Below are 25652 nucleotides of genomic sequence, written 5' to 3'. Positions count from 1 at the left end.
CGCTCAGGCGCGGATCAGCCGCCGAGCAGCTCGCCCTCGCTGATCCGCGCGCCGCGCGCCCAGTCCGCGGCCCGCATCGGCTTCTTGCCCTGCGCCTGCACCCACAGCAGCTCGACGGCGTGCGAGCCGGTGCCGACGTACACGTTGTTCTTCGCGGCGGCGAGCTGTCCCGGGGCGAGGTCGGTCCGGTCGGGCAGCGGCAGGGCCTGCACCAGCTTGAGCCGTTCGCCCCGGAAGGTGGTCCAGGCGCCGGGGGCCGGGGTGCAGCCGCGCACCACCCGGTCCACGCGCAGCGCGGGGGCGGTCCAGTCGACGCGGGCGTCCTCGACGGTGATCTTGGGCGCGAGGGTGACGCCCTCGGCCGGCTGCGGTACGGCCTTCAGGCTGCCGTCCTCGATGCCGTCCATGGTGGCCGCGAGCAGGCCGGCCCCGGCGAAGGCCAGCCGGGTCAGCAGGTCGCCGCTGGTGTCGGTGGGCCGGACGGTCTCGGTGACGGTCCCGTACACCGGGCCGGAGTCCAGGCCCTCCTCGATCAGGAAGGTGGAAGCGCCGGTGATCTCGTCGCCCGCCATCAGCGCGTGCTGCACGGGGGCGGCGCCGCGCCAGGCGGGCAGCAGCGAGAAGTGCAGGTTGACCCAGCCCTGGGCGGGCACGTCGAGGGCGACGCGGGGCAGCAGGGCACCGTAGGCGACGACGGGGCAGCAGTCGGGCGCGATCTCGCGGAGCCGGTCCAGGAACTCGGGGTCGCGCGGCTTCGCGGGCTTGAGCACCTCGATGCCCGCCTCCTCGGCCCGCTCGGCCACGGGCGAGGCGACCAGCCGGCGTCCGCGCCCGGCCGGAGCGTCGGGCCGCGTGACGACGGCGGCCACCTCGTGACGCCCGGAGGCGATCAGGGCGTCCAGGGCGGGAACGGCGACCTCGGGGGTACCGGCGAAGACGAGCTTCATGGGTGGGACGGGCCTCTCGGGCGGGGACGGTGGCGGGCGACGCACCAGTCTACGAGCCGTCAACCGACGGAGAGCCGCCGACGGCACGGTGCCCCGGGAGAGCCCAGCGTCTCCTCCGGCCGGAAACGGGTGGTGCGCGGGTGGAAGCGCCCTCGGAGGCCGAAAGCCGAGGGGGCGCACGACCAAACCCCCACGCCCCCACCCCGTGACCAACCCCGGACCCGCACGTTGGTCAAGAAAGAGTTGACACGCCGGGCCGCCCGCGCGGCCCGATTCCTTTCAACGCCGGTTCGAGAGGCTTGTTCATGGCCGACCACGCAACCCACGACGCCCAGGCTCGGGCCAGCCTGCACTTGCTGGTGCGGGACATCGAGCGGGTCCGCCGGCAGGTGGACGCACTGCGCACCCTCACCGCCCAGCTGGGCAACGTCTACCGCCCGCGCCGCTCCGGCCCCTCCACGGGCTTCGTCGTCTACGGACGCGCCCCCGCCCCGACGGTCCGTCTCGCGCAGGAGCTGCGGGACAGCGTCGAGACCCTGGTCACGGCCGCCGTGGACTTCGACCGTTCGCTCGGCTTCTCCTGGGACGCGGTGGGCTCCGCGCTCGGCGTGACCAAGCAGGCGGTGCACCGGCGCTACGGCTCCCGGCGCGCCGCGGCCCAGACGGCGGCGTCCACCGCGGAGGCCACCGAGCACACCCCGGAGCCCACGACCACCCGCCCGGTCAACGTGGGGCCCGGACTCCCGCCGGTGCCCACGGTTCCGGCGGCCCGTTCCATGCCGACCCAGCCGACCTCGGGCAGCCCGTCCCTGCGCGACGAGGTCCGCCCGACCGCCTTCCCCGGCCCGCGCAACGGCTGACGCCCCGCAACGGCTGACCCGCACACCGGCCGCTCGCACCGGCCGAGCCGCGCTCTCGCACCGGCCCTCCGCCCTCCCCGACCCCGGAGACGGAGGGCCGCGGCGTGTCGGCCCCGCGCCGCTGCGCGGTGGCCCGCCTCACCCGATGTCGGGCGGATCGATCCGCACCCACACGGCCGTGTCGCTACCGCGTGCCGTCCGGGCCGCCTGAGCGGCCTTCAGCGCACCGGCCAGGGCCGCCCCGCGCCCCGGAGGCACCCGGACCAGCGCACGCTCCCAGTGCTCCCCGGGCGGCGGCGCGCCCACCCGCCGCGGCCGGCCCGCCGCCGTGACGGGCAGGGGCACCGGCCCGAGCACCTCCGCCTCCCGCGGCAGCTCGACGGCGCCGAGGAATCCGGCCACCGCCTCCGGGGGTCCCGACACGGCCGCCATCCGCGACACCGGCGGGAAGCCCAGCTCGGCCCGTTCGGCCAGCTCGCGCAGCGCATGACCGGCCGGGTCCCAGCGCACCAGCGCCTGCACCGGCCGCAGCGTCGGCTCGGCGATCGCGACGACGGTGCCCCCGGCGCTCTGCGGGCGCACCAGGGCGGCCGCGGCCAGCCAGCGCCGCAGCGCGTCCTCGCCGGCCCGCAGGTCGGGCCGGCCGAGCATCGCCCAGCCGTCGAGCAGCAGCGCCGCCGCGTATCCGCCCTCGGCGACCGGTTCGGCCCCCGGGGTGCTCACGACCAACGCGGGGGCCTCGGACACGGTGTCCAGCACATGCTCACGTCCGGAGGTGCGCACGGGCACGGCCGGGAAGGCCCGCCCCAGCTCCTCCGCCGTGCGCCGGGCGCCCACGATCTGCGCCCGCAGCCGGAAGGCCCCGCACTCCGGGCAGTGCCAGGCGCCCTCCTCGCGCCCGCACCAGCCGCACCGCAGGGCGGAGGCGGACTCCTGCCCCTCCAACGGCCCCGCGCAGTGCCGGCACCGCGCGGGCGTCCGGCACGCCGCGCAGGCCATCCGGGGTACGTAACCCCGCCGGGGCACCTGCACCAGCACCGGTCCGTGCCGCAGCCCCTCCCTGACGGCCTGCCAGGCGAGGGTGGGCAGGCGCGCGGCCCGGGCGGCCTCGTCGCGGGCCAGATCGTGGTCCCCCACGGTCCGCACCAGCGGCGCGGCGTCCCGGACCTGCTCCCGCGTGGCGACCAGGGGCCGGGCCCAGCCGGTCTCCACCAGCTGGGCGGCCTCCACGGTGCAGCTCCAGCCGCCCAGCAGGAAGGCGCACCGGTCCTGGGCGGCGCGCAGCAGCAGTACCTCGCGCGCGTGCGGCTGCGGGGCGTGCGGCTCGCTGTGGCTGTCGTCGCCGTCGTCCCACAGGGCGACCAGACCAAGGTCCCGCACCGGCGCGAACATGGCGGCCCTGGTCCCGATCACGGCCCGTACGGCGCCCCGGCGCACCGCGAGCCACTGCGCGTACCGCTTCTCGGGCCCGGCGTCGGCGGTGAGCACCGCGTGCCGTCCCTCGCCGAGCAGCGCGGTGAGCGCGGCGTCGACGCGGGCGACGGCCCGTCCGTCGGGCAGCACGGCGAGGGCGCCCCGGCCGGAGGCCAGCGTGGCCGCCACGGCCCGCGCGAGTTCCTCGGTCCACCGCGGGCCGGGCAACGCGTTCCACACCGCGCGCGGCGCGCCTCCGGACGCGAGGGCGGCCACGAACGCGGCCCCCTGCTCGTACCGCTCCCACGGCCCGGGCTCGGGCACCGGCGGCGCGGGCAGCGGCTGCGGCGAGGCCCGCTTCTCGGCCCGCGCGTTGCGCGGGGGGACGGCGAGCTGGAGGACGTCGGCGACGCTGCCCGCGTACCGGTCGGCGACCGCGCGGACCAGGCCGAGCAGCTCCTCGTCGAGGATCCGCTCGGGCGAGACGACCTGGGCCAGCGCGGCCAGCGGCCCCGCGTAGTCGGACTCGGCGAGCCGCTCGACGAGGAAGCCGTCGATGAGCCCGCCGCCCTCGCGCCGCCCGTCGCGCACCCGGTGCCGCCCGGCCCCGAAGCGCACCCGCACCCGCACCCCCGGCTGGGCGTCGGCGTCCAGCTCCTCGGGCACGGCGTAGTCGAAGTACCGGTCGAGATGGAGGACGCCCTTGTCGACGAGGACCCTCGCGACCGGCCGCTCCTTGGCGAGCGCGGCCCCGCGCCAGGTGCGCGGCTTGGCCCGCGGGGTCTTCGCCCTGCGCACGGTCTCCCGGATGAGCGCGAGCTGCTCGGGCGGCGCGTCCTGCGCGTCGCCCCGCTCCGGTCCGTTCTCGCTGCTCACGCCTGCATTCTCGCAAAGACCACTGACAGCAGTGCCGGGACGGTGATCATGCGGCGAGGCCCGGCGCCCCCCTCGGGGACACCGGGCCTCGTCACGTGCCGTGGGGCGCGACGGCGCCCCGGAGTCCGGCCTACAGGCCGGCGGCCTCGCGCAGCGCGTCCACGCGGTCGGTGCGCTCCCAGGTGAAGTCGGGCAGCTCGCGGCCGAAGTGGCCGTACGCCGCGGTCTGGGCGTAGATCGGGCGGAGCAGGTCGAGGTCGCGGATGATGGCGGCCGGGCGCAGGTCGAAGACCTCGTCGATCGCCTTCTCGATCTTCTCGGGCTCGACCTTGGCGGTGCCGAAGGTCTCCACGAAGAGGCCGACCGGCTCGGCCTTGCCGATCGCGTAGGCGACCTGGACCTCGCAGCGGGCGGCGAGGCCGGCGGCCACGACGTTCTTCGCGACCCAGCGCATGGCGTACGCCGCGGAGCGGTCGACCTTCGACGGGTCCTTGCCGGAGAAGGCGCCGCCGCCGTGGCGGGCCATGCCGCCGTAGGTGTCGATGATGATCTTGCGGCCGGTCAGACCGGCGTCGCCCATCGGGCCGCCGATCTCGAAGCGGCCCGTCGGGTTGACCAGGAGACGGTAGTTCTCCGTGTCGATCTTGATGCCGTCCTCCAGGAGCGCCTTCAGCTCCGGCTCGACGACGAACTCCTTGATGTCCGGGGCCAGCAGCGACTCCAGGTCGATGTCGCTCGCGTGCTGCGAGGAGACGACGACGGTGTCCAGCCGGACCGCCTTGTCGCCGTCGTACTCGATGGTGACCTGGGTCTTGCCGTCCGGGCGCAGGTACGGGATGGTGCCGTTCTTGCGGACCTCGGACAGGCGCTTGGACAGGCGGTGGGCCAGGAAGACCGGCAGCGGCATGAGCGTCGGCGTCTCGTCGGACGCGTAGCCGAACATCAGGCCCTGGTCGCCGGCGCCCTGGCGGTCCAGCTCGTCCTCGTCGCCCTCGACGCGGTTCTCGTACGCGGTGTCGACACCCTGCGCGATGTCCGGGGACTGGGCGCCGATGGAGACCGACACGCCGCAGGAGGCTCCGTCGAAGCCCTTCTTGGAGGAGTCGTAGCCGATCTCGAGGATCTTGCCGCGGACCAGGTTGGCGATGTCCGCGTAGGCCTTGGTGGTGACCTCTCCGGCCACGTGCACCAGACCGGTGGTGATCAGGGTTTCGACGGCGACCCGAGAGGTCGGGTCCTCACGCAGAAGCGCGTCGAGGATCGTGTCGCTGATCTGGTCAGCGATCTTGTCGGGGTGACCTTCGGTCACGGACTCCGAGGTGAACAGGCGACGGGACACAACGCTCCCTGGGGTTGCAGCGGCTGCTGGCTGATCATTTGTGGACGGCACGGGGAGCTGCACCCGGCGACGTCCGAGAACAGTTTATCGGTCGCGCTCTGCCGCGGGCCCACCCGTCTCAGCTCTCGGGAGGGCTGTGACCTGCGGCACGGGCATTCTGCCCAGAAGGAAGCATCCTTGGCCAGGGGCGCCACGCTGGAATGCGTCGTCTTCGAGGCCGCTTCGAGCGAATGGGCCAGTCATTCCAGCCGCCGGGCGACGAGGTCCCAGACCGTGTCGGCCAGCGCTTCCTTCGGGCCGTGGGCGACCGGCGTCTCGCTGCCGTCGGCGCCCAGGACCACGGCCTCGTTCTCCTCGGAACCGAAGGTCTTGCGCTCCCCCACCTCGTTCACCACGAGGAGGTCGCAGCCCTTCCGCTTCAGCTTGGCCCGGCCGTTGGCCAGGACGTCGTCGGTCTCGGCGGCGAAGCCGACGACCACCTGCCCGGAGCGGGCCCGGGTCGCGGAGATCTCCGCGAGGATGTCCGGATTACGCACCAGGGCGATCGGCGCGGGTTCCTGGTCGTCCTTCTTCTTGATCTTCCCGGTGGCATAGGTCGCGGGCCGGAAGTCCGCCACGGCCGCGGCCATGACGACGGCGTCGGCGTCCGCCGCGGCGCGCAGCATCGCCTCGCGCAGCTCCACCGCCGTGCCGACCGGCACCACGTCCACGCCGGCCGGGTCGGGCATCGACGCGTTCGCCGCGACGAGCGTGACGCGGGCGCCGCGGGCGGCGGCGGTGCGGGCGAGGGCGTAGCCCTGCTTGCCGGATGAGCGGTTGCCGAGGAAGCGGACGGGGTCGAGGGGCTCCCGGGTGCCGCCGGCGCTGACGACCACGTGCCGTCCGGCGAGGTCGGGCTCGCGCACTCCGCGGGCCAGCACCCGGCGGCAGACCTCGAAGATCTCGCCCGGGTCGGGCAGCCGGCCCTTGCCGGTGTCGACGCCGGTGAGGCGGCCGACGGCGGGTTCGATCACCACGGCGCCGCGGCGGCGCAGCGTCGCCACGTTCTCCTGGGTGGCCGGGTGCTCCCACATCTCGGTGTGCATGGCGGGGGCGAAGACGACCGGGCAGCGGGCGGTGAGCAGGGTGTTGGTGAGCAGGTCGTCGGCCAGTCCGTGGGCCGCCTTGGCGAGCATGTCGGCGGTGGCCGGGGCGACGACGACCAGGTCGGCGTGCTGGCCGATGCGCACGTGCGGGACCTCGTGGACGTCGTCCCAGACCTCGGTGGAGACGGGGTGGCCGGACAGGGCGGACCAGGTGGCGGCGCCCACGAAGTGCAGTGCGGAGGCGGTGGGGACGACCCGGACATCGTGCCCGGACTCGGTGAGTCTGCGCAGCAGCTCACAGGCCTTGTACGCGGCGATGCCGCCGCTGACCCCCAGAACGACCTTGGGCTTGTCCACCGTCTCTCCCCGGTTCGGATACCGCGCTCGGACTGCGCGCCGCTCGGACTGCGCGTACGACCCATCACACACCACAGGCCCGACAGTCGGACTGCCGGGCCTGTGGACAAGTCAGCGTAAGGCTGAAGATACGACCGCCGATACCGCCGGCCGCCGGTACTGCTTGGTGCTACTGCGCCGGGCCCTCGATGGCCTCGGACGTCAGCAGCCCCGCGTTGATCTCGCGCAGGGCGATCGAGAGCGGCTTCTCGTGGACGTGGGTGTCGACGAGCGGACCGACGTACTCGAGGAGGCCCTCGCCGAGCTGCGAGTAGTACGCGTTGATCTGGCGGGCCCGCTTGGCCGCGTAGATCACGAGGCTGTACTTCGAGTCCGTGGCCTCGAGGAGCTCGTCGATCGGCGGGTTGATGATGCCCTCGGGCGCGGAGATGGAAGAGGACACGCTCTACCTTCCGATGGATGGGAAAGATGAAGTCAGGATGATCGCAGCTTGACCAGTAACGATCACACGACGTTCGTCAAGGCTAGCAGCTCGCGCGCCACGTCCTCGACGGAGGTGTTCACCAGGGTCTGGTCGAACTCCGGCTCCGCCGCCAGCTCGACCTTGGCCGCGGCGAGGCGGCGCTCGATCACCTCGGGCGCTTCGGTGCCCCGGCCGGTGAGCCTGCGCACCAGCTCGTCCCAGGAGGGCGGGGCCAGGAACACCAGCCGGGCCTCGGGCATGGACTCGCGGACCTGCCGCGCCCCCTGGAGGTCGATCTCCAGGAGAACCGGCTCACCGGACTCCAGGCGCTCCAGCACGGCCGTGCGCGGCGTGCCGTAGCGGTTGCCGGCGAACTCGGCCCACTCCAGCAGCTCGCCGTTGGCGATCAGCTTGTCCATCTCCTCGTCGCTGACGAAGAAGTAGTGGACGCCGTGCTGCTCGCCGGGGCGGGGCTTGCGGGTCGTCGCCGAGACCGACAGCCAAACCTCGGGGTGTTCCTTGCGCATATGGGCGACGACCGTGCTCTTGCCGACCCCCGAGGGGCCGGAGAGCACGGTCAGCCGCGGACGTGCGTCCGGGGGTACGGGGGACGTCCCCCGGGGTGTTGCAGCCATGCAGCGATTATTCCAGCAATCGCGGAGTGGTCGGGACTCAGCTGCCGGTGCTGCCGAACTCGCGCTCCAGGGACGCGATCTGGTTGGACCCGAGACCGCGCACGCGGCGGCTCTCGGAGATGCCCAGTCGCTCCATGATCTGCTTGGCGCGGACTTTGCCCACGCCCGGCAGGGACTCGAGGAGGGCGGAGACCTTCATCTTGCCGATGACGTCGTTCTTCTGTCCCTGCTGGATGACCTCGTGGAGGGAGGCACCGGAGTGCTTGAGTCGATTCTTGACCTCGGCCCGCTCCCGGCGAGCCGCGGCGGCCTTTTCGAGCGCGGCTGCGCGCTGTTCAGGGGTAAGGGGCGGAAGAGCCACGCCTACGTCACCTCGGATGTCGAACTGTCGGATACGGACCGGTGAGGAACCTAGTCGCCCCTCACCTGGTGAGCCACGAGCAACACGCTCGCCCGTTGACTCTCGACGGAGACTAGCGGTCAAGTCCGCCAGAGTCAGCGAGAACAGCGGAAAAGTCCTGGTCAGCCTCCGTCAGGCCGGACAATTAGGACATACTCCCTCTGATTTGAGGATGTATCCAGAGTCAGGAGGCCGTGACCGCGGTCCGGATCTCCGCCGCGAAACGGTCGGCGGCCGTTCGCAACGCGCCCACGTCGGGACCGTGACGAAGGACACCCCGGCTGACGCTCGGCACCACGTTGCGCACCGCGGCACCGAACACCTGCGGCAGATCCGCCGGCGTGGCCCCCTGCGCGCCGATGCCCGGGGCCAGCAGCGGACCGTTGATGCCCAGGTCGTACGAGGACAGGTCGCCCAGCGTGGCACCGACCACCGCGCCGAAGGATCCCAGGGGCTCCTCCCCCGCGTTCTCGGCGGCCAGGTGCGCCAGCATCGTCGCCCCGACGCTGCGCCCGTCGTCCCGCACCGCGTGCTGGACCTCGCCGCCCTCCGGGTTGGAGGTCAGCGCCAGCACGAACAGGCCCGCGCCGCTCTCGCGCGCCAGGTCGACGGCCGGCTTCAGGGAGCCGTAGCCGAGGTACGGGGAGACAGTCAGCGCGTCGGAGAACAGCGGGGCGTCCTTGTGCAGGAACGACTCGGCGTAGGCGGCCATGGTCGAGCCGATGTCGCCGCGCTTGGCGTCCGTCACGACCAGCGCACCGGCCGCCCGCGCCTCCTGGACCGACTTCTCCAGCACGGCCACGCCGCGCGAGCCGAACCGCTCGAAGAAGGCGCTCTGCGGCTTGAGCACGGCGACCCGGTCGGCCACCGCCTCCACGACGGTGCGGCTGAAGCGCTCCAGGCCGGCCACGTCGTCGTTCAGGCCCCACTCGGCGAGCAGGGAGGCGTGCGGGTCGATGCCGACGCAGAGCGGCCCGCGCTCGTCCATGGCGCGGCGCAGCCGGGCGCCGAAGGGTTCCAGTACCGTCATGCCTTCGTCCTCACGTCGGCGCCGACCGCGTCGGCGAGGGTGGCGTACGGGCTCTGCCGCAGGCGGGCGGCGAGCCCCTTGTGGATGGCTCGGCCCCAGAAGGGCCCCTCGTAGATGAACGCGCTGTAGCCCTGGACCAGCGTGGCACCGGCCAGGATGCGCTCCCAGGCGTCCTCGGCCGTCTCGACGCCGCCGACGCCCACCAGGGTGATCCGGTCGCCCACGCGCGCGTACAGGCGGCGCAGCACCTCCAGGGAGCGCGCCTTGAGGGGAGCGCCGGACAGACCGCCGGTCTCCCCGACGAGGGCGGGCGAGGAGGTCAGGCCGAGGCCCTCGCGCGCGATGGTGGTGTTGGTGGCGATGATGCCGTCCAGACCCAGCTCCACGGCCAGGTCGGCGACCGCGTCCACGTCCTCGTCGGCGAGGTCGGGCGCGATCTTGACCAGCAGCGGGACGCGCCGGGCGGTCACCGCGCGGTCGGCGGCCTCGCGGACCGCGCTCAGCAGCGGGCGCAGCGCCTCGGTCGCCTGGAGGTTGCGCAGGCCGGGCGTGTTGGGCGAGGAGACGTTGACGACGAGGTAGTCGGCGTGCGGGGCCAGCCGCTCGGCGGACTTCACGTAGTCGCCGACGGCTTCCTCCTCGGGGACGACCTTGGTCTTGCCGATGTTGACGCCGACGACGGTCCGGAAGACGGGCGTGCGGGAGGCCAGGCGGGCCGCGACGGCCAGCGAGCCGTCGTTGTTGAAGCCCATGCGGTTGATCAGCGCCCGGTCGCCCACCAGGCGGAACAGCCGCTTCTTGGGGTTGCCGGGCTGCGGCTCGCCCGTGACGGTGCCGATCTCGACGTGGTCGAAGCCGAGCATCGCCATGCCGTCGATCGCGACGGCGTTCTTGTCGAAGCCGGCGGCCAGCCCGAAGGGGCCGTGCATCCGCAGCCCCAGGGCCTCGGTGCGCAGCTCCTCGTACCGGGGCGCGAGCGCGGCGGCGACGAAGGTGCGCAGGACGGGGACGCGGACGGCCAGGCGGATCCAGCGGAAGGCGAGGTGGTGGGCCGCCTCCGGGTCCATCCGCTTGAAGACGAGAGAAAAGAAGATCTTGTACATGGGTGTCCTCATGAAGAGGGGGACACCGTTTCCGGTGTCCCCCTCGGGGCTGCTAGTCGCGGGCCGCGGTCAGGAATTCGGCGTGTTCCTGGAGTGAGCGCACTCCCACGTCCCCGTGGTTGAGGGCGTCGATGCCCTGCACCGCGGCCGCCAGCGCCTGGACCGTGGTCAGGCAGGGCACGGAGCGGGCCACGGCCGCCGTACGGATGTCGTAGCCGTCGAGGCGGCCGCCGGTGCCGTACGGGGTGTTGACGATGAGGTCGACCTCGCCGTCGTGGATGAGCTGGACGATGGTCTTCTCGCCGTTCGGGCCGGTGCCCTCGGACTGCTTGCGCACGACGGTGGCGTTGATGCCGTTGCGCTTGAGGACCTCGGCGGTGCCGGAGGTGGCCATCAGCTCGAAGCCGTGGGCGACCAGCTCACGGGCCGGGAAGATCATCGAGCGCTTGTCGCGGTTGGCGACCGAGATGAAGGCCCGTCCCTTGGTGGGCAGCGGCCCGTACGCGCCCGCCTGCGACTTGGCGTAGGCCGTGCCGAAGACGGAGTCGATGCCCATGACCTCGCCGGTGGAGCGCATCTCCGGGCCGAGCACCGTGTCGACGCCGCGGCCGTGGATGTCCCGGAAGCGGGACCACGGCATCACGGCCTCCTTGACGGAGATCGGCGCGTCCAGCGGCAGGGTGCCGCCGTCGCCGCTGGCCGGGAGCAGGCCCTCGGCGCGCAGTTCGGCGATGGTCGCGCCCAGCGAGATGCGGGCGGCGGCCTTGGCCAGCGGCACCGCGGTCGCCTTCGAGGTGAAGGGGACGGTGCGGGAGGCACGCGGGTTGGCCTCCAGGACGTACAGGATGTCCCCGGCCAGCGCGAACTGGATGTTGATCAGGCCGCGCACGCCGACGCCCTTGGCGATGCCCTCGGTGGAGGCGCGCAGCCGCTTGATGTCGAAGCCGCCGAGCGTGATCGGGGGCAGGGCGCACGCCGAGTCGCCGGAGTGGATGCCGGCCTCCTCGATGTGCTCCATGACGCCGCCGAGGTACAGCTCCTCGCCGTCGTACAGGGCGTCCACGTCGATCTCGATGGCGTCGTCCAGGAAGCGGTCCACCAGGACCGGCCGGGACGGGCTGATCTCGGTCGACTCGGCGATGTACGCCTCCAGCCGGGTCTCGTCGTAGACGATCTCCATGCCGCGTCCGCCGAGGACGTAGGAGGGCCGCACCAGGACCGGGTAGCCGATCTCGTCGGCGATGGCCTTGGCCTCGCCGAAGGTGGTGGCGGTGCCGTGCTTGGGAGCCGGGAGACCGGCCTCGGCGAGGACCCGGCCGAAGGCGCCGCGGTCCTCGGCGGCGTGGATGGCCTCCGGGGAGGTGCCGACGATCGGCACGCCGTTGTCCTTCAGCGCCTGCGACAGGCCGAGCGGGGTCTGGCCGCCGAGCTGGACGACGACGCCGGCGACCGGTCCGGCCTGCTGCTCGGCGTGGACGATCTCCAGGACGTCCTCCAGGGTGAGCGGCTCGAAGTAGAGCCGGTCGGAGGTGTCGTAGTCGGTGGAGACGGTCTCCGGGTTGCAGTTGACCATCACGGTCTCGTACCCGGCGTCGGACAGCGCGAAGGAGGCGTGGACGCAGGAGTAGTCGAACTCGATGCCCTGGCCGATGCGGTTGGGACCGGATCCCAGGATGATCACCGCGGGCTTCTCGCGGGGCGCGACCTCGCTCTCCTCGTCGTAGGAGGAGTAAAAGTACGGCGTCCGCGCGGCGAACTCGGCGGCGCAGGTGTCGACCGTCTTGTAGACCGGGCGGACGCCGAGCGCGTGCCGGACCTGGCGGACGACGTCCTCGCCCAGGCCGCTGATCTCGGCGATCTGCTGGTCGGAGAAGCCGTGCCGCTTGGCCTCGGTGAGCAGGTCGGCGGTCAGCTCGCGGCTCTCGGCGATCTCGTCGGCGATCTCCTTGATGAGGAAGAGCTGGTCGACGAACCAGGGGTCGATCTTCGTGGCGTCGAAGACCTCCTCCGGGGTGGCGCCCGCGCGGATGGCCCCCATGACGGCGTTGATGCGGCCGTCGGTGGGCCGCACGGCCTCGCGCAGCAGCTCGTCCTTGTCGCCGGGCTCGCCGACGAAGGTGAACTGGCTGCCCTTCTTCTCCAGCGAGCGCAGCGCCTTCTGGAAGGCCTCGGTGAAGTTGCGGCCGATGGCCATGGCCTCGCCGACCGACTTCATGGTCGTGGTCAGCGTGGAGTCGGCGCTCGGGAACTTCTCGAAGGCGAAGCGCGGGGCCTTGACGACGACGTAGTCGAGCGTGGGCTCGAAGGAGGCCGGGGTCTCCTGCGTGATGTCGTTCGGGATCTCGTCCAGCGTGTAGCCGACGGCGAGCTTGGCCGCGATCTTGGCGATGGGGAAGCCGGTCGCCTTGGAGGCGAGCGCCGAGGAGCGCGACACGCGCGGGTTCATCTCGATGACGATGACCCGGCCGTCCTCGGGGTTCACCGCGAACTGGATGTTGCAGCCGCCGGTGTCGACGCCGACCTCGCGGATGATCGCGATACCGACGTCGCGCAGCACCTGGTACTCGCGGTCGGTGAGCGTCATCGCGGGCGCCACGGTGATCGAGTCGCCGGTGTGCACGCCCATGGGGTCGAAGTTCTCGATGGAGCAGACGACCACGACGTTGTCGTTCTTGTCGCGCATCAGCTCCAGCTCGTACTCCTTCCAGCCGAGGATGGACTCCTCCAGGAGCACCTCGGTGGTCGGCGAGAGGGTGAGGCCCTGCCCGGCGATGCGGCGCAGTTCCTCCTCGTCGTGGGCGAAGCCGGAGCCGGCGCCGCCCATGGTGAAGGAGGGGCGGACGACGACGGGGTAGCCGCCGAGCTCCTCGACGCCCTTGAGGACGTCGTCCATGGAGTGGCAGATGTAGGACCGGGCGGACTCGCCGTGGCCGATCTTCTTGCGGACCTCCTCGACGACCTCCTTGAACAGGTCGCGGTCCTCGCCCTTGTTGATGGCCTCGACGTTGGCGCCGATCAGCTCGACGCCGTACTTCTCCAGGACGCCGTTGCCGTGCAGCGAGATGGCCGTGTTCAGGGCCGTCTGGCCGCCCAGGGTGGGCAGGAGGGCGTCGGGGCGCTCCTTGGCGATGATCTTCTCGACGAACTCGGGCGTGATCGGCTCGACGTAGGTGGCGTCGGCGATCTCCGGGTCGGTCATGATCGTCGCCGGGTTGGAGTTCACCAGGACGACGCGCAGGCCCTCGGCCTTGAGCACGCGGCACGCCTGGGTGCCGGAGTAGTCGAACTCCGCGGCCTGGCCGATGACGATCGGGCCGGAGCCGATGACCAGGACGGACTGGATATCGGTGCGCTTAGGCACGCTGGCCCTCCATCAGGGAAACGAAGCGGTCGAACAGGTAGGCGGCGTCGTGCGGGCCGGCGGCCGCTTCGGGGTGGTACTGGACGCTGAAGGCCGGCCGGTCGAGGAGCTGGAGGCCCTCCACCACGTTGTCGTTGAGGCAGACGTGGGAGACCTCGGCGCGGCCGTAGGGGGTGTCGGAGACCTGGTCGAGCGGGGCGTCGACGGCGAATCCGTGGTTGTGCGCGGTGACCTCGACCTTGCCGGTCGTACGGTCCTGCACGGGCTGGTTGATGCCGCGGTGGCCGTACTTCAGCTTGAAGGTGCCGAAGCCGAGGGCGCGGCCCAGGATCTGGTTGCCGAAGCAGATGCCGAAGAGCGGGGTGCCGCGCTCCAGGACGCCCCGCATCACGGAGACCGGGTGGTCGGCGGTGGACGGGTCGCCGGGGCCGTTGGAGAAGAACACGCCGTCGGGCTCGACGGCGTAGACGTCCTCGACGGTGGCCGTGGCGGGCAGGACGTGCACCTCGATGCCGCGCTCGGCCATCCGGTGCGGGGTCATGCCCTTGATGCCGAGGTCGACGGCGGCGACGGTGAACTTCTTCTCGCCGATCGCCGGGACGACGTACGCCTCGGTGGTGGCGACCTCGGCGGACAGGTCGGCGCCGCTCATCTCCGGGGCCTGGCGGACCTCGGCGAGCATGGTGCCCTCGTCGGGCAGCGCGTTGCCGGAGAAGATGCCGACACGCATGGCGCCGCGCTCGCGCAGGTGGCGGGTGAGGGCGCGGGTGTCGATGCCGGAGATGCCGACGACGCCCTGGGCGGCCAGCTCCTGGTCGAGGGTGCGGGTCGAGCGCCAGTTGGAGGGCACGCGCGCGGGGTCGCGCACCACGTAGCCGGAGACCCAGATCTTCCTGGACTCCATGTCCTCGTCGTTGATGCCGGTGTTCCCGATGTGCGGGGCGGTCATCACGACGACCTGGCGGTGGTACGACGGGTCGGTGAGGGTCTCCTGGTAGCCGGTCATGCCGGTGGAGAACACGGCTTCGCCGAAGGTCGCCCCCACGGCCCCGTAGGCGCGGCCGCGGAAGATCCGGCCGTCCTCCAGGACGAGTACGGCGGGAGTCCGGTGGGCTCCCCTGGTGGAGGTCGTCATCGTGCGCCTTCCGTTTCCGTCTTGTTGATCATGTCGTTCAGGGTGTCGACCCACTCGTTGTGCTCGGCCGCGTGGTCGGAGCGGAAGCCGGAGTCGATCAGTTTGTCGCCGTGGGCCCAGGTGACGACCAGCAGCCCGCCCTCGGTGAGGACCTTGCCTGCGATGCCCTTGTCGAGCCGGGCCTCGCGCAGCGCGGCGACGGGGACGAAGAAGTCCGCGGCGCCGGGCCGTACGACGTCCAGTCCCGCTTCCGTGAGCGTGAGCTCGACCCGGCTGCGGGTGCCCAGGCCGTGCGCGACGATGCGGTCCAGCCACTGCCCGGCGGTGGTGGAGCCGTGGTAGCGGCCGCTCATGCTCAGTTTCACCGCACCGGGCTCGTCGGGCGCGGTGGGGAGGGCCGGCAGGTCGCCCTGGAGCGTGCCGCGCCACTTCCAGCCCTCGCGCATCAGCCAGTAGACGAGCGCGACGAAGAGGCCGAGGCCGACGACCCAGCCGACGCGGGCGGCCCAGTCGGTCACTTCCGCCGATTCCTTCTCGGCGGCCAGCAGGATTACCGGTGCTACAGATGTCACGTGAGCTTCCCGTCGACGAGCGTGGCCTTGCCCCGCAGCCACGTGTGCGTCACACGGCCCGGCAGCTCACGCCCCTCGTAGGGGGTGTTGCGACTGCGCGAGGCGAAGCCCGCGGGGTCCACCTGGCCACGGTATTCCGTGTCGACCAGGGTGAGGTTGGCGGGCTCACCAGCCGAGACGGGACGGCCGTGTCCGGTGGCCTGTCCGATCTGCGCGGGCTTGACGGACATCCGGTCGGCGACGCCGGCCCAGTCCAGCAGGCCCGTGTCCACCATGGTCTCCTGCACCACCGACAGCGCGGTCTCCAGGCCGACCATGCCCATGGCGGCGGCGGCCCACTCGCAGTCCTTGTCCTCGTGCGGGTGCGGGGCGTGGTCGGTGGCGACGATGTCGATCGTGCCGTCGGCGAGCGCCTCGCGCAGGGCCAGGACGTCACGCTCGGTGCGCAGCGGCGGGTTGACCTTGTAGACCGGGTTGTACGACCGGACCAGCTCGTCGGTGAGGAGGAGGTGGTGCGGGGTGACCTCGGCGGTGACGTCGATGCCGCGGGACTTGGCCCAGCGGACGATCTCGACGGACCCGGCGGTCGACAGGTGGCAGATGTGGACGCGGGAGCCGACGTGCTCGGCGAGCAGCACGTCCCGCGCGATGATCGACTCCTCGGCGACGGCGGGCCAGCCCCCGAGGCCCAGCTCGGCGGAGACGACGCCCTCGTTCATCTGGGCGCCCTCGGTGAGCCGGGGCTCCTGGGCGTGCTGGGCGACGACGCCGTTGAAGGCCTTCACGTACTCCAGGGCGCGGCGCATGATCACGGCGTCGTGGACGCACTTGCCGTCGTCGGAGAAGACGGTGACGCCGGCCGCGGACTCGTGCATGGCGCCCAGCTCGGCGAGCTTGGCGCCCTCCAGGCCGACGGTGACGGCGCCGATGGGCTGCACGTCGCAGTAGCCGGACTCCTGGCCGAGCCGCCAGACCTGCTCGACGACGCCGGCGGTGTCGGCGACCGGGAAGGTGTTGGCCATGGCGAAGACGTTGGTGTAGCCGCCGCTCGCCGCCGCGCGGGTGCCGGTGAGGACGGTCTCGGAGTCCTCGCGGCCGGGCTCGCGCAGGTGGGTGTGGAGGTCGACCAGGCCGGGCAGCAGCACCTTGCCGCCGGCCTCGACCACCTCGGCGCCCTCGGCGGACAGTCCCGTGCCCACCTCGGCGATGGTCGCGCCGTCGATCAGTACGTCCTGCGGCTCGCCGCCGAGCACCTTCGCACCGCGGATCAGGGTCTTGCTCATCGTCTTACTTCTCCTCGGTGGGTCGGGCGTGGGTGACGGCGGGCTCGGCGCCGCCGAGCAGCAGGTAGAGGACGGCCATCCGGACGGAGACGCCGTTGGTGACCTGCTCGACGACGGTGCAGCGGTCGGAGTCGGCGACCTCGGCGGTGATCTCCATGCCGCGGACCATCGGGCCGGGGTGCATCACGATGGCGTGGTCGGGCATCTTCGCCATGCGGTCGCCGTCGAGGCCGTAGCGGCGGGAGTACTCGCGCTCGGTGGGGAAGAACGCGGCGTTCATGCGTTCGCGCTGCACGCGCAGCAGCATCACCGCGTCGGACTTGGTCAGCGTCGAGTCGAGGTCGTAGGAGACCTCGCAGGGCCAGGTCTCGACGCCGACCGGCAGCAGGGTGGGCGGGGCGACGAGGGTGACCTCGGCGCCGAGGGTGTGCAGCAGGTCGACGTTGGAGCGGGCGACGCGGCTGTGCAGGATGTCGCCGACCAGGGTGACGCGGCGGCCGTCGAGGTCCTTGCCGAGGCCGGCGTCGGGGCCGACCAGGCGGCGGCGCATGGTGAAGGCGTCCAGCAGGGCCTGGGTGGGGTGCTGGTGGGTGCCGTCGCCGGCGTTGATGACGTGGGCGTCGATCCAGCCGGAGGTGGCCAGGCGGTAGGGGGCGCCGGAGGCGCTGTGCCGGATGACGACGGCGTCGACGCCCATGGCCTCCAGGGTCTGGGCGGTGTCCTTGAGGGACTCGCCCTTGGAGACGCTGGAGCCCTTGGCGGTGAAGTTGATGACGTCCGCGGACAGGCGCTTCTCGGCGGCCTCGAAGGAGATCCGGGTCCGGGTGGAGTCCTCGAAGAAGAGGTTGACGACGGTACGGCCGCGCAGGGTGGGCAGTTTCTTGATCGGCCGGTCCGCGACCCGGGCCATCTCCTCGGCGGTGTCGAGGATCAGGACGGCGTCGTCGCGGGTGAGGTCGGCGGCCGAGATGAGATGACGCTGCATCTGTCAGGCTCCGTAGGGCGATTCATGCGGAAGAGCGGGATAATTCGGGCGGCCGGGCGCGTGCGGGGGCACGCCGAGCGGGCGTACGGCACGGGTGGGCGCGTACGCGGGGTGTTACGGGTGGGCGCCCGGGGTGTCCGGCTTGGCACCGAGCAGCACGGTGTCGCGACCGTCCTCCTCGGCGAGCTGGACCTTGACCGTCTCCCGCAGCGACGTCGGGAGGTTCTTGCCGACGTAGTCGGCGCGGATGGGCAGTTCGCGGTGGCCGCGGTCGACGAGGACGGCGAGCTGCACCGCGCGCGGGCGGCCGATGTCGTTCAGCGCGTCGAGGGCGGCTCGGATGGTGCGGCCGGAGAAGAGCACGTCGTCGACGAGGACGACGAGGCGGCCGTCGATGCCGTCACCGGGGATCTCGGTGCGGGCCAGGGCGCGCGGCGGGTGCATGCGCAGGTCGTCGCGGTACATGGTGATGTCGAGCGAGCCGACCGGCATCTTGCGCTCGGTGATCTGCTCCAGCTTGTCGGCGAGCCGCCGGGCGAGGAAGACGCCGCGGGTCGGGATGCCGAGGAGCACCACGTCGTCGGCGCCCTTGGCGCGTTCGACGATCTCGTGGGCGATGCGGGTGAGCACCCGAGCGATGTCGGGCCCCTCCAGAACGGGCCGGGCCTCGGACTGCCGGCCTTGCTGCTTGTCCATACGAAACGGACCCCCTTCTCCGCCTCACGGGACGGACCTTAAAGGACGTCGGAATTGCGCCACCTACGGTACCAGGCTCACAGAACCGGCCCGACGGCCCCCCTGACACTCCCCCGTCACTCTTCTGCCGCACTCCGGCCACCCGTTCGGAGCAACGGAAGGCGAATACCACGGAAGAGTCGGTGCGGACCATTCGGCTTGACGCAGCAGAGTAACGCTGCGTAACCTCACAGTGAGTTACCAGCCGCGCGGCCGACAACAGAGCCTGCCGCGTCGACACCTTGTCCGGGGAGCCATATGTCCAGCGAATACGCCAAACAGCTCGGGGCCAAGCTCCGGGCCATCCGCACCCAGCAGGGCCTTTCCCTCCACGGTGTCGAGGAGAAGTCCCAGGGCCGCTGGAAGGCCGTGGTGGTCGGCTCGTACGAGCGCGGCGACCGTGCCGTGACCGTGCAGCGCCTCGCCGAGCTGGCGGATTTCTACGGCGTTCCCGTACAGGAGCTGCTGCCGGGCACCACCCCCGGCGGTGCCGCCGAGCCGCCGCCGAAGCTGGTCCTGGACCTGGAGCGGCTGGCCACCGTGCCGGCCGAGAAGGCGGGCCCGCTCCAGCGCTACGCGGCGACGATCCAGTCCCAGCGCGGTGACTACAACGGCAAGGTGCTCTCGATCCGCCAGGACGACCTGCGCACGCTCGCCGTCATCTACGACCAGTCGCCCTCGGTCCTCACCGAGCAGCTGATCAGCTGGGGCGTCCTGGACGCGGACGCGCGTCGCGCGGTGGCGTCCCACGAGGAACTCTGACCCTCGTCCGCCTCAGCAGAAACGTGCCGCCGGGGTGGCCGGAACCATTCGGTTCCGGCCACCCCGGCGGTTTTCTGCATGTCGTACGGGCGACACGCACGGAGCTAGTCCCGACGCAGCGAGGACTTCAGGTCCTTCAGCCGGCCGAGCAGGCCGTTGACGAACGCGGGCGAGTCGTCCGTGGAGAACTCCTTCGCCAGCTGCACCATCTCGTCCAGGACGACGGCGTCCGGGGTCTCGTCGACCCAGATCAGCTCGTACGCGCCCAGGCGCAGGATGTTGCGGTCGACGACCGGCATCCGGTCGAGCGTCCAGTCGACGGAGTAATGGGCGATCAGCTCGTCGATGCGCTGCGCGCGCTCGGCGTAGCCCTCGACCAGCTCCATCGTGTACTCGCTGACCGGCGGCTGCCGGGTGTCGGACCGGGAGTGCCGGACCCAGTCGGCGAGCACCGTCAGGACGTCGGCGCCGCGCTGATCGCCCTCGAAGAGGATCTGGAAGGCGCGCTTGCGGGCCGTGTTGCGAGCAGCCACGGTTAGCTGTTCACCCGGCCGAGGTAGTCGCTCGTGCGGGTGTCGACCTTGATCTTCTCACCGGTGGTGATGAAGAGCGGGACGTTGATCTGGTGACCGGTCTCCAGGATGGCGGGCTTGGTGCCGCCGGTGGAGCGGTCGCCCTGGACGCCGGGCTCGGTCTCCTGGATGGTCAGCTCGACGGCGGCGGGCAGCTCGACGAAGAGCACCTCGCCCTCGTGCTGCGCCACGGTGGCCTCGAAGCCCTCGACGAGGAAGTTCGCGGCGTCGCCGACGACCTTCTTGTCGATGTGCAGCTGGTCGTAGGTCTGCATGTCCATGAAGACGAAGTACTCGCCGTCCATGTACGAGAACTGCATGTCACGCTTGTCTACGGTGGCCGTCTCGACCTTGACCCCGGCGTTGAAGGTCTTGTCGACGGTCTTGCCGGAGAGCACGTTCTTGAGCTTGGTGCGCACGAAGGCCGGGCCCTTGCCGGGCTTGACGTGCTGGAACTCGACGACGGACCAGAGCTGGCCGCCTTCGAGCTTGAGCACCAGGCCGTTCTTGAGGTCGTTCGTGGAAGCCACGGTTTGGGAATCTCCTGGACTGGACTGACGTGGACGACCTCGGCGTTGCGCGCACAGCGCGAGGCTAGAGCGCGAGCAGCTCCTTGGTCGTGATGGTGAGTAGCTCGGGTCCGCCGTCCGCCTCGGGGCGCACGACGAGCGTGTCATCGATCCGGACCCCGCCCCGGCCCGGGAGGTGGACCCCCGGTTCGACGGTGACCGGCACACAAGCGTCCAGTTTACCCATGGCCGCGGGGGCCAACTGCGGGTCCTCGTCGATTTCGAGTCCGACACCGTGACCGGTGAGTGCCGGAAGGTTCTCCGCGTACCCCGCCGAGTCCAGTGCCTGGCGGGCGGCGCGGTCCACATCACGGCAGGCCGCACCGGGTGCGAGGGCCTCACGTCCGGCCCGCTGGGCGGAGAAGACGAGGTCGTACAACTCGATCTGCCAGTCGGCCGGCGAGGTCCCGATGACGAACGTACGGCCGATCTCGCAGCGGTATCCGCGGTACGTCGCGCCGAGGCAGACGGAGAGGAAGTCGCCCTCCTCCACCCGGCGGTCGGTGGGCCGGTGGCCGCGGCGCCCCGAGTTCGGGCCGGTGCCGACGGAGGTGGGGAAGGCGGGGCCGTCGGCGCCGTGGTCGACGAGGCGGCGTTCCAGCTCCAGGGCGAGGTGCCGCTCGGTGCGGCCGACGAGGATGGACTCCAGGAGCTCGCCGAGGGCCTGGTCGGCGATCTCGGCGCCGATGCGCAGGCAGGAGATCTCCTCCTCGTCCTTGACGACCCGGAGCTGCTCCACGGCCTGACCGAGGTCCGTCAGACGCAGGCCGGGGGCGACGGAGGACATGGCCCGGTGCCGGACCACGGTGAGATGGTGGTCCTCCGTGGCGAGGGACTCGGCACCCTGGTCCGCGGCGAGGCCGGTGGCGGTGACGGCCGGATCACCACCGGGGCCGGGCAGGGCGCGGACCCGGAGCGAGTCGTCGGGCCGGCCCTCGGTCGGCCGGTCGTCCGGTGGGCCCGAGCAGACCAGCAGGTCCTCGGTCCTGCCGAGCAGCAGTACGGCACCGTGCGGGGCCGCGCCCGCGAGATAGCGCACGTTGGCGGGCCGGGAGACGAGCGCCGCCGCGCTGCCGCCCGCGTTGCAGCGTTCCCGTAGGCGCGTCCGGCGGGCCGCGTAGACCTCTGACATGAGCCGAGCGTATGGCTCCGCCGGTGGGGGCGCCGCTTGGGTGGGCCGAGTGGGCGGGGGCCGGGGAACGCGGGGTGCGCCGCATGGGGTGGGGGCTTGTGTTGTGTGGCGTCTGGACGCCGGTGGGGGTTTCTCGCGCAGTTCCCCGCGCCCCTTGGGGACGCTTTTCTCCCCGGCGCTTACCAGTTCGGGGGGCTGGCTATGGAGCGGGAAAGGACCTCGTCGAGGAGGTGGGCGGTTTCCGGGATGTCGAGTTGGGAGTTGTCGATGATGGGGAGGCCAGAGCCGTACCAGCCGGCCATGCGGCCGTGGATGCGGGCGACCTCCTCGTCGGTGAGACGGCGGTTGCCGCTGCGTTCGGCGTTGCGCTCCAGGACGATGTCCAGGCCGGGCAGGAGGACGACCGGGAGCAGGCCGGGTCCGACGTGGCGCTTCCAGCCGCCGAGGCCGACGACCGGGCGGTCCGGGAAGACCGCGTCGTCGAGGATGCAGGAGATGCCGTTGGCGAGGAAGTTGCGCGCGGAGAAGCCGCAGGTGCGGCGGGCTAGGCGGTACTGCGCCTCCGAGTGTTCGTTCCACCCGGTCTGGGGGTCGGCGAAACCGGAGCGGACCCATTCGCGGACGTCGTCGAGGCTGATGTGCGCGGTCGGGACCCTGCGGTGGTCGGCCCAGTACTTGGCCACGCTGGTCTTGCCCGCGCCCGCCGGGCCGATGAGCAGCACCGCGAGGGTGGTCGTGGTGGGGTCGGGCGCGGCGGCCGTGGCGGGCGGCACGCTGGGCACGGCCACCGGACCGCCGGGGGGCAACGACACGTGGCCGGTGGTCTCCGACGCCGGAGCGGGACCCGGGTGGTGCGGTCCCGGCGCGGGGGCCGGCTGGTGCGGGGCCGGGCCGGGGGCCGGGTGCGCCGGGGCCTGGCGCGGTGCCATGGGGTGTCCCGGCGCCTGGGGCGGTACGGGGGCGGGTCCCTGGGGGGAGCCAGGGTGGTGTGCGGCCGGGGACCAGCCGAGGGCGGGTCCGTGCCCCGGCTGGTGGGGCGGCGGCAGCGGAGAACCCACTGGGTGCTGCATCCGGTGCCACTCCGTCTCGTACAGGCAGGCGATGGGCGCTGGCGGCGGGAAGGGGGTCCGCCGTCCTGCTACCGAACGGTACCGCCCCCGGCCGTCGTTTGGTGAACGGCCGGGGGCGGTCCGAAGTGCCCGTCCGGCAGGGCGAATCGGACGGAAGGGCACACCCCGGTACTACTCACCCACCTCGCCGTAGGCGGCGAGGAGGACGGCCGGGTCGGGGCCCTCGAGGACGGTGGGCTTGGCGAGACCGTCCAAGACGATGAAGCGCAGCAGGTCGCCGCGGGACTTCTTGTCGACCTTCATGTTCTCGACCAGCTTGGGCCACTGGTCGTAGCGGTAGTGCAGCGGGAGCCCGACGGCCTCCAGGATGGTGCGGTGACGGTCGGCGGTGGCGTCGTCCAGCCGGCCCGCCAGGCGGCCCAGTTCGGCGGCGAAGTGCATGCCGACGGAGACGGCGGCGCCGTGGCGCCACTTGTAGCGCTCGTTCTTCTCGATGGCGTGGCCGAGGGTGTGGCCGTAGTTGAGGATCTCCCGCAGGCCCGCCTCCTTGAGGTCGGAGGAGACGACCTCCGCCTTGACCTTGATGGAGCGCACGATCAGCTCGGCGGTGTGCGGTCCGGCCGGGGTGCGCGCGGCCTGCGGGTCGGACTCGATCAGGTCCAGGATCGCCGGGTCGGCGATGAAGCCGGCCTTGATGACCTCGGCCAGGCCGGAGACGTAGTCGTTGACCGGGAGCGAGTCCAGGGCGGCCAGGTCGCACAGGACACCGGCGGGCGGGTGGAAGGCGCCGACGAGGTTCTTGCCCTCGGCGGTGTTGATGCCGGTCTTGCCGCCGACGGCGGCGTCCACCATGGCCAGCACGGTGGTGGGCACGGCGATCCAGCGCACCCCGCGCAGCCAGGTGGCGGCCACGAATCCGGCCAGGTCGGTGCTGGCGCCGCCGCCGACCCCGACGATGACGTCGGTGCGGGTGAAGCCGGACTGGCCGAGCGCCTTCCAGCAGTACGCGGCGACCTCGGCGGTCTTGGCCTCCTCGGCGTTGGGCACCTGGATGGCGACCGCCTCGTAGCCCTGCTCGGCGAGGTCGGCGCGCAGGGCGTCACCGGTCTCGGCGAGCGCCTCGGGGTGGATCACCGCGACCCGCTTCGCCTTGGCGCCGATCAGGCCGCCCAGCTCGCCCAGGAGCTGACGTCCCACCAGGACCTCGTAGGGGTCGGACCCCGCGGTGCCGCCGACCTGGATCCGGGTGACTGCCTCGCTCATGCTTCCTTCAACTCCACTGCGTCTAGGGCGGCTTCGGCGACTTCTTCGGGCGTACGGCCGTCGGTGGCCACGACGGCCGTGGCCACCTCCTCGTAGAGGTGGCGGCGGGCCTCCATCAGCTCGCGCCACTGCTTGCGCGGGTTGACCGCGAGCAGCGGGCGCGCCACGTTCAGGCCGGTGCGCTTGACTGCCTCCTCGACGTCCATCGAGAGGTAGACGACCCGTTGTCCGGCGAGCAGTGCCCGCGTGTCGGCGTCGAGGATCGCGCCGCCGCCGAGGGCGAGGACGCCGTCGTGCCCGGCGAGCGCACCGCGCACGGCGTCCTTCTCCAGGGCCCGGAAGGCGGCCTCGCCCTCGTCGACGAAGATCTCGGCGATGGCCCGTCCCTGCGCGGTGACGATGTCCTCGTCCGTGTCCCGGAAGCCCGTGCCGAGCCGCTCGGCGAGCAGCTGCCCGACGGTGGACTTGCCGACTCCCATCGGTCCGACCAGGACGATCAGCGGGGCGCTCATCGGATGGCCAGGTTGTCGAGGTAGGAGCGCACGTTGCGGCGGGTCTCGGTCACGCTGTCGCCGCCGAACTTCTCCGCCACCGCGTCGGCGAGGACCAGGGCCACCATGGCCTCGGCGACGATTCCGGCGGCCGGCACGGCGGACACGTCGGAGCGCTGGTGGTGGGCCTGCGCGGCCTCGCCGGTGGTCACGTCCACGGTCTTCAGGGCACGCGGCACGGTCGCGATCGGCTTCATGGCGGCGCGCACCCGCAGCAGCTCACCGGTGGTGAGACCGCCCTCGGTGCCGCCGGAGCGGCCGGAGACCCGGCGGATGCCGTCGGGCGTGCTCACGATCTCGTCGTGCGCCTGGGAGCCGGGCACGCGGGCCAGTTCGAAGCCGTCGCCGATCTCTACGCCCTTGATCGCCTGGATGCCCATGAGGGCACCCGCGAGCCGCGCGTCGAGCTTGCGGTCCCAGTGGACGTGCGAGCCGAGGCCGACCGGCACGCCGTAGGCCAGGATCTCGACGACGCCGCCGAGGGTGTCGCCGTCCTTGTGGGCCTGGTCGATCTCGGCGACCATCGCCTCCGACGCGTCCGCGTCCAGGCAGCGCACGGGGTCGGCGTCCAGCCGCTCGACGTCGTCCGGCGTCGGGTACACGCCGTGCGGCGCCTTCGCCGAGGCCAGTTCGACGACGTGGCTGACGATCTCGATCCCGGTCGTCTCCTTCAGGTACGACCGGGCCACCGCGCCCAGCGCCACGCGGGCCGCCGTCTCGCGGGCCGAGGCGCGCTCCAGGACCGGACGGGCCTCGTCGAAGCCGTACTTCTGCATGCCGGCGAGGTCCGCGTGGCCGGGGCGCGGCCGGGTCAGGGGGGCGTTGCGCGCGAGGCCGGCCAGCACCTCCGGGTCGACCGGGTCGGCCGCCATGACCTGTTCCCACTTGGGCCACTCGGTGTTGCCGACCATGACCGCGACCGGGGAGCCCATGGTCAGACCGTGCCGGACGCCGCCGAGGAAGGTGACCTCGTCGCGCTCGAACTTCATCCGCGCACCGCGACCGTAGCCGAGCCGCCGCCTCGCCAGGTGGTCCGCCACCATGTCGGTGGTGATCGGCACGCCGGCGGGCAGTCCCTCCAGCGTCGCGACGAGTGCGGGACCGTGGGACTCCCCCGCGGTCAGCCAGCGCAACCTGCTCAACGGTGCTCCTCA

24 protein-coding genes are annotated in these 25652 nt (G+C 72.1%); 2 read left to right on the top strand and 22 right to left on the bottom strand.

Going from position 1 to position 25652, the window contains the following annotated elements; translation table 11 throughout:
• Nucleotides 1-14 precede the first annotated feature (14 nt).
• On the bottom strand, nt 15-947 hold the full coding sequence (gene fmt / locus D1J63_RS30435; RefSeq protein WP_125633249.1) for a methionyl-tRNA formyltransferase: 933 nt from the start codon (nt 945-947) through the stop codon (nt 15-17).
• Nucleotides 948-1252: 305 nt separating this feature from the next.
• Between fmt and D1J63_RS30430 the strand changes: the two genes are divergently transcribed.
• Nucleotides 1253-1807, top strand: a complete 555-nt coding sequence (locus D1J63_RS30430; protein WP_125633247.1) for a hypothetical protein — start codon at nt 1253-1255, stop codon at nt 1805-1807.
• A gap of 138 nt (nt 1808-1945) precedes the next feature.
• On the opposite strand, the gene D1J63_RS30425 is transcribed toward D1J63_RS30430, so the two are convergent.
• The 14 genes from D1J63_RS30425 to pyrR all read right to left on the bottom strand — a co-directional run bounded on the left by D1J63_RS30425 (nt 1946) and on the right by pyrR (nt 18540).
• Entirely contained in the window at nt 1946-4096 is a 2151-nt protein-coding gene (locus tag D1J63_RS30425) for a primosomal protein N' (RefSeq protein WP_125633245.1), read from the bottom strand.
• Between the two features lie 130 nt (nt 4097-4226).
• Entirely contained in the window at nt 4227-5435 is a 1209-nt protein-coding gene (gene metK, locus D1J63_RS30420) for a methionine adenosyltransferase (protein ID WP_059299511.1), read from the bottom strand.
• Nucleotides 5436-5674: 239 nt separating this feature from the next.
• A complete protein-coding gene (gene coaBC / locus D1J63_RS30415) occupies nt 5675-6877 on the bottom strand; it encodes a bifunctional phosphopantothenoylcysteine decarboxylase/phosphopantothenate--cysteine ligase CoaBC (RefSeq protein ID WP_125633243.1) in 1203 nt (400 codons plus the stop codon).
• A 169-nt stretch (nt 6878-7046) separates the two neighbouring features.
• Nucleotides 7047-7319 (bottom strand): DNA-directed RNA polymerase subunit omega, encoded by a 273-nt coding sequence (gene rpoZ / locus D1J63_RS30410; RefSeq protein ID WP_003977348.1) that lies wholly within the window; start codon nt 7317-7319, stop codon nt 7047-7049.
• A 62-nt stretch (nt 7320-7381) separates the two neighbouring features.
• A complete protein-coding gene (gmk, locus tag D1J63_RS30405) occupies nt 7382-7975 on the bottom strand; it encodes a guanylate kinase (RefSeq protein WP_102930902.1) in 594 nt (197 codons plus the stop codon).
• 37 nt (nt 7976-8012) lie between these two features.
• A complete protein-coding gene (locus D1J63_RS30400; RefSeq protein ID WP_016572363.1) occupies nt 8013-8336 on the bottom strand; it encodes an integration host factor in 324 nt (107 codons plus the stop codon).
• Nucleotides 8337-8559: 223 nt separating this feature from the next.
• Complete coding sequence (gene pyrF / locus D1J63_RS30395; protein WP_164713044.1) at nt 8560-9405, bottom strand: orotidine-5'-phosphate decarboxylase; 846 nt, start codon at nt 9403-9405, stop codon at nt 8560-8562.
• Nucleotides 9402-10508, bottom strand: a complete 1107-nt coding sequence (locus D1J63_RS30390; protein WP_102930901.1) for a quinone-dependent dihydroorotate dehydrogenase — start codon at nt 10506-10508, stop codon at nt 9402-9404. The genes pyrF and D1J63_RS30390 overlap by 4 nt, the downstream gene beginning before the upstream one ends.
• A 52-nt stretch (nt 10509-10560) precedes the next feature.
• Entirely contained in the window at nt 10561-13869 is a 3309-nt protein-coding gene (gene carB / locus D1J63_RS30385; RefSeq protein ID WP_125633241.1) for a carbamoyl-phosphate synthase large subunit, read from the bottom strand.
• Entirely contained in the window at nt 13862-15004 is a 1143-nt protein-coding gene (gene carA / locus D1J63_RS30380) for a glutamine-hydrolyzing carbamoyl-phosphate synthase small subunit (RefSeq protein WP_125633239.1), read from the bottom strand. The genes carB and carA overlap by 8 nt, the downstream gene beginning before the upstream one ends.
• A complete protein-coding gene (locus D1J63_RS30375) occupies nt 15001-15576 on the bottom strand; it encodes a hypothetical protein (protein ID WP_125633237.1) in 576 nt (191 codons plus the stop codon). Before D1J63_RS30375 ends, carA begins: the two co-directional genes overlap by 4 nt.
• Nucleotides 15573-16859 carry a dihydroorotase gene (locus D1J63_RS30370; protein ID WP_125633235.1) on the bottom strand — a complete coding sequence of 429 codons (1287 nt, stop codon included), beginning with the start codon at nt 16857-16859 and terminating at the stop codon, nt 15573-15575. Before D1J63_RS30370 ends, D1J63_RS30375 begins: the two co-directional genes overlap by 4 nt.
• Before the next feature lie 4 nt (nt 16860-16863).
• Nucleotides 16864-17844: an aspartate carbamoyltransferase catalytic subunit gene (locus D1J63_RS30365; RefSeq protein WP_125633233.1), complete on the bottom strand. Its 981-nt coding sequence runs from the start codon at nt 17842-17844 to the stop codon at nt 16864-16866.
• 114 nt (nt 17845-17958) lie between these two features.
• On the bottom strand, nt 17959-18540 hold the full coding sequence (gene pyrR / locus D1J63_RS30360) for a bifunctional pyr operon transcriptional regulator/uracil phosphoribosyltransferase PyrR (RefSeq protein ID WP_102930896.1): 582 nt from the start codon (nt 18538-18540) through the stop codon (nt 17959-17961).
• Nucleotides 18541-18837: 297 nt separating this feature from the next.
• Between pyrR and bldD the strand changes: the two genes are divergently transcribed.
• Nucleotides 18838-19341, top strand: coding sequence for a transcriptional regulator BldD (gene bldD / locus D1J63_RS30355; RefSeq protein WP_007447547.1), 504 nt, complete (start codon nt 18838-18840; stop codon nt 19339-19341).
• A 104-nt stretch (nt 19342-19445) separates the two neighbouring features.
• On the opposite strand, the gene nusB is transcribed toward bldD, so the two are convergent.
• From nusB to aroC, 7 genes are all read right to left on the bottom strand, one after another.
• Complete coding sequence (gene nusB, locus D1J63_RS30350; protein WP_125633231.1) at nt 19446-19874, bottom strand: transcription antitermination factor NusB; 429 nt, start codon at nt 19872-19874, stop codon at nt 19446-19448.
• A 2-nt stretch (nt 19875-19876) separates the two neighbouring features.
• Nucleotides 19877-20443: an elongation factor P gene (gene efp / locus D1J63_RS30345; RefSeq protein ID WP_061445771.1), complete on the bottom strand. Its 567-nt coding sequence runs from the start codon at nt 20441-20443 to the stop codon at nt 19877-19879.
• Between the two features lie 64 nt (nt 20444-20507).
• The gene (locus D1J63_RS30340) at nt 20508-21614 is read right to left on the bottom strand and encodes an aminopeptidase P family protein (protein ID WP_102930895.1); all 1107 of its coding nucleotides are present in this window, start codon (nt 21612-21614) and stop codon (nt 20508-20510) included.
• A gap of 179 nt (nt 21615-21793) precedes the next feature.
• Nucleotides 21794-22684, bottom strand: coding sequence for a Pro-rich N-terminal domain-containing protein (locus D1J63_RS30335; protein ID WP_125633229.1), 891 nt, complete (start codon nt 22682-22684; stop codon nt 21794-21796).
• A 171-nt stretch (nt 22685-22855) separates the two neighbouring features.
• Nucleotides 22856-23947 carry a 3-dehydroquinate synthase gene (aroB, locus tag D1J63_RS30330; RefSeq protein WP_125633226.1) on the bottom strand — a complete coding sequence of 364 codons (1092 nt, stop codon included), beginning with the start codon at nt 23945-23947 and terminating at the stop codon, nt 22856-22858.
• Nucleotides 23944-24459, bottom strand: a complete 516-nt coding sequence (locus D1J63_RS30325; protein WP_125633224.1) for a shikimate kinase — start codon at nt 24457-24459, stop codon at nt 23944-23946. Before D1J63_RS30325 ends, aroB begins: the two co-directional genes overlap by 4 nt.
• Nucleotides 24456-25640: a chorismate synthase gene (gene aroC, locus D1J63_RS30320; RefSeq protein ID WP_102930891.1), complete on the bottom strand. Its 1185-nt coding sequence runs from the start codon at nt 25638-25640 to the stop codon at nt 24456-24458. The genes D1J63_RS30325 and aroC overlap by 4 nt, the downstream gene beginning before the upstream one ends.
• Nucleotides 25641-25652 lie beyond the last annotated feature (12 nt).

The organism is Streptomyces sp. KPB2 (assembly GCF_003950055.1).
In the GTDB taxonomy this organism is placed as follows: domain Bacteria; phylum Actinomycetota; class Actinomycetes; order Streptomycetales; family Streptomycetaceae; genus Streptomyces; species Streptomyces salinarius.
The sequence above is the reverse complement of the archived record's forward strand: the minus strand, read 5'-3'. Positions and strand labels throughout refer to the sequence as shown.

Coding starts and splice junctions, on each gene's coding strand:
- fmt (WP_125633249.1), bottom strand. CDS start 947: ATGAAGCTCGTCTTCGCCGGTACCCCCGAGGTCGCCGTTCCCGCCCTG.
- D1J63_RS30430 (WP_125633247.1), top strand. CDS start 1,253: ATGGCCGACCACGCAACCCACGACGCCCAGGCTCGGGCCAGCCTGCAC.
- gmk (WP_102930902.1), bottom strand. CDS start 7,975: ATGGCTGCAACACCCCGGGGGACGTCCCCCGTACCCCCGGACGCACGT.
- pyrF (WP_164713044.1), bottom strand. CDS start 9,405: ATGACGGTACTGGAACCCTTCGGCGCCCGGCTGCGCCGCGCCATGGAC.
- D1J63_RS30390 (WP_102930901.1), bottom strand. CDS start 10,508: ATGTACAAGATCTTCTTTTCTCTCGTCTTCAAGCGGATGGACCCGGAG.
- carA (WP_125633239.1), bottom strand. CDS start 15,004: ATGACGACCTCCACCAGGGGAGCCCACCGGACTCCCGCCGTACTCGTC.
- D1J63_RS30370 (WP_125633235.1), bottom strand. CDS start 16,859: ATGAGCAAGACCCTGATCCGCGGTGCGAAGGTGCTCGGCGGCGAGCCG.
- D1J63_RS30365 (WP_125633233.1), bottom strand. CDS start 17,844: ATGCAGCGTCATCTCATCTCGGCCGCCGACCTCACCCGCGACGACGCC.
- pyrR (WP_102930896.1), bottom strand. CDS start 18,540: ATGGACAAGCAGCAAGGCCGGCAGTCCGAGGCCCGGCCCGTTCTGGAG.
- bldD (WP_007447547.1), top strand. CDS start 18,838: ATGTCCAGCGAATACGCCAAACAGCTCGGGGCCAAGCTCCGGGCCATC.
- D1J63_RS30340 (WP_102930895.1), bottom strand. CDS start 21,614: ATGTCAGAGGTCTACGCGGCCCGCCGGACGCGCCTACGGGAACGCTGC.
- D1J63_RS30335 (WP_125633229.1), bottom strand. CDS start 22,684: ATGCAGCACCCAGTGGGTTCTCCGCTGCCGCCGCCCCACCAGCCGGGG.
- aroB (WP_125633226.1), bottom strand. CDS start 23,947: ATGAGCGAGGCAGTCACCCGGATCCAGGTCGGCGGCACCGCGGGGTCC.
- D1J63_RS30325 (WP_125633224.1), bottom strand. CDS start 24,459: ATGAGCGCCCCGCTGATCGTCCTGGTCGGACCGATGGGAGTCGGCAAG.